This is a genomic window from Dietzia sp. B19 (assembly GCF_014145155.1).
Classification (GTDB): Bacteria; Actinomycetota; Actinomycetes; order Mycobacteriales; family Mycobacteriaceae; genus Dietzia; species Dietzia natronolimnaea.
In genome coordinates, this window is sequence record NZ_JAALED010000511.1 from 1 (window position 1) to 2,742 (window position 2,742).

The window sequence follows — 2,742 nt, forward strand, 5'->3', positions numbered from 1 at the left end:
GCCGGTCCGCGGACCGGCGCTCTCCCCCATAGTAGAACGTGTTCTAACAACCGTGTTCTAGAATGCACCAGCAGGACGTGAACACCGAACCCGGCCCCCATCGGCCGCTCGCCAGCCCAGGAGGCTCGCCTCATGACCAAGAGCTCGACCGAGACCGGTTCCGGTCCTGCCGCGTCTGATCCCGCGCCCCGCGGCGACGAGCCCAGCACCTCGTCGCAGCGGGAGCGCCGTCGCCGGATCCTCGACGCCACGCTGGCCCTGGCCGCCAAGGGCGGGTACGAGGCGGTGCAGATGCGCGCGGTGGCCGAGAAGGCCGAGGTCGCGGTGGGCACGCTCTACCGCTACTTCCCCTCCAAGGTCCACCTCCTGGTCTCCGCACTGGCCCGCGAGTTCCGCCGCCTGGACCAGCGCACGGAGCGTTCGGCCCCGCCCGGGGACACCGCCCAGGAGCGCATGAAGGTCGTGGTGGACATGATCACCAAGTCCATGCAGCGCGATCCCAACCTCACCGAGGCCATGACCCGGGCGTTCATGTTCGCCGACGCGTCGGTGGCCAACGAGGTCGAGGAGGTGGGCTTCTACATGGACCGGATCATCGCCCGCGCCATGGCCCAGGGGGAACCGGACGAGGTCCAGCTCTCGATCGCCCGCGTGGTCTCCGACGTGTGGATGTCCAACCTCGTCTCCTGGCTCACCAGGCGGTCCTCGGCGGCGGACGTCAACAGCCGCCTGGGCCTGACCATCGATCTCCTGCTGGGCACGGACGACTCCCCCCGCCGGGCGCGGCTGCACACCGCCATCGGCAAGGGGAACGGGGCGTCCGAGGAGAACGGGGTGTCCGAGGAGAACGCGGAGGCAGGGGCCGAGCCCGGGGCCTGACCGACCTCCTCACCCACCCCGCCGCGACCGCAGCCGCACACGGTCTTCCCGTGTGCGGCTGCGGTGGTCGCGCGCCTGGGGTGCTCAGACGGCCAGGGGTTCGAGCCCCCTCGGTCAGGGCACCACGACCGTCGGGACCTGACGCACCAGGTGCGAGACGTCCGCCGTCCACCGCACCGGGCCGTCCGCGGGCGTCCAGGCGGTGAGAAGGTCCGAGACCTTGGCCGTCATCTCCCGGCTGAGCCGCAGGAACGAGGTCCCGGGCTGCTCGTCGACCTCTCCGAGGATCAGCCACCAGGCCCAGGCCACCGCGCCGGCGTTGGCCACGAAGTCCGGCAGCACCGCGATCCCGCGCGCGGTCAGGTCGAGTTCGGCGTCGATGGTGGTGGCGGCGTTGGCGGCCTCCACCACGATCGACGCGCTGACGGACGCGCAGTTGTCCGCGGTGATGGCGTACGAGACCGCGGCGGGGACCAGGACGTCGACGTCCATCCCGATGATCTGGTCCCGCTCCAGCCGCTGGACGCGGGCGGGGACGGCTCCCCGGTCGATCTCACCGAAGCGGTCGCGGGTGGCCAGCAGCGCGGGGATGTCGAGGCCCGCCGGGTCGTAGAGCGTCCCGGCGGCGTCGGCCACCGCCACCACGGTCATCCCGGCCTCGTGCAGGTACCAGGCGGCAGCGCCGCCCATCGTGCCCACGCCCTGGACCGCGACGGTGGTGCGTCCGACGTCCCAGCCGCGCACGTACGCCGCGGCCAGACACGCCTGCGCCACGCCGTACCCGCCGATCACGTCGCCGAGCAACCCGCCGGGCACCTCGGCGGTGAGCCCGCGGAAGATACGTGCGGCGGTCGCGGCGGGATCCTCGGAGCGCTCGATGGCGGCGTGGTACGACTGCCGCATCCCCAGCCCGGCGAAGACCTCGTCGATCAGGTGCTGCGGAACCCCCAGGTCCTCGGCGGTCACCCAGTGACGGTCGAGGAACGGGCGCATCGCCTCGCAGAACCGGCCCAGCACCTCCACGGCGCGGGGATCCTTGGGGTCGAAGTCGATCCCGCCCTTGGCACCGCCGACGGGGAGGTCGAAGGCCGCGGTCTTGCGGGTCATGCCGCGGGCCAGGTCCTCCACCTCACCCAGGGTGCAGCCGGCCCGCATCCTGGTCCCGCCGGTGGCCAGGCCACCGACGAGGGTGTCCACGACGAGGAACCCTCGGGCGCCGGTGACGTCGTCCTTCCAGTGCAGCCGCAGGTACGGTTCGCGGGTGGCGGGACCCTCCGCGGGTGGAGCCGGCACTGCCACCGGCACCGACCCGGTTGTCGCGGTGAAACCCGGAATCTCGATGGATGTCATGGTGCTCGCCTCCTGAAACGCCTCGTCCCGACTCTCCGGCGGGGTCCCTCAAGCATGGGAGCGGGGACGGGCCCGGGTCCAGCGAGAATCGATGGACCCGACCGTTCACTTTTTCTGCACTGTCCCCGGTCAGCCCCTACGCTCGGGGCCATGGAGCCGTCACTGCACCGACTCAGACTGCTCCGCGAACTCGAGCGTCGCGGGACCGTGACCGCCGTCGCCGGGGCCCTGGACTACACGGTCTCCGCTGTGTCCCAACAGCTCGCTCTTCTCGAAAGGGAGGCGGGGACCCCCCTGTTCGAGCGTCGTGGCCGCCGGATCGGGCTCACCGAGGCCGGGTTGGTCCTGGCCGGGCACGCGGAGACCATCCTGGCCGCGGTGGAGGACGCCGGGCACGCGATGGAATCGGCCCGGGCCGGGGTCGGGACGACCCTCACGGCCGGGGTCTGGGCATCGGTGGCCACGACCCTGCTGCCCGCCGGGATCCGGGTGCTCGCCCGGGACCACCCGGGG

General features: G+C 72.1%; 3 protein-coding genes. 2 read left to right on the plus strand and 1 reads right to left on the minus strand.

The features are described from left to right. The first annotated feature begins 132 nt into the window (after nucleotides 1-132). Nucleotides 133-879, plus strand: a complete 747-nt coding sequence (gene kstR / locus G6020_RS13955; protein WP_182611026.1) for a cholesterol catabolism transcriptional regulator KstR — start codon at nucleotides 133-135, stop codon at nucleotides 877-879. A gap of 114 nt (nucleotides 880-993) precedes the next feature. On the opposite strand, the gene G6020_RS13960 is transcribed toward kstR, so the two are convergent. Further along, nucleotides 994-2,229, minus strand: coding sequence for a Glu/Leu/Phe/Val dehydrogenase (locus tag G6020_RS13960; RefSeq protein WP_182611027.1), 1,236 nt, complete (start codon nucleotides 2,227-2,229; stop codon nucleotides 994-996). Between the two features lie 150 nt (nucleotides 2,230-2,379). Here G6020_RS13960 and G6020_RS13965 point away from each other — a divergent pair. Then, a partial coding sequence (locus G6020_RS13965; protein ID WP_182611028.1) for a LysR family transcriptional regulator occupies nucleotides 2,380-2,742 on the plus strand: 363 nt, incomplete at its 3' end.

Coding starts and splice junctions, on each gene's coding strand:
- kstR (WP_182611026.1), top strand. CDS start 133: ATGACCAAGAGCTCGACCGAGACCGGTTCCGGTCCTGCCGCGTCTGAT.
- G6020_RS13960 (WP_182611027.1), bottom strand. CDS start 2,229: ATGACATCCATCGAGATTCCGGGTTTCACCGCGACAACCGGGTCGGTG.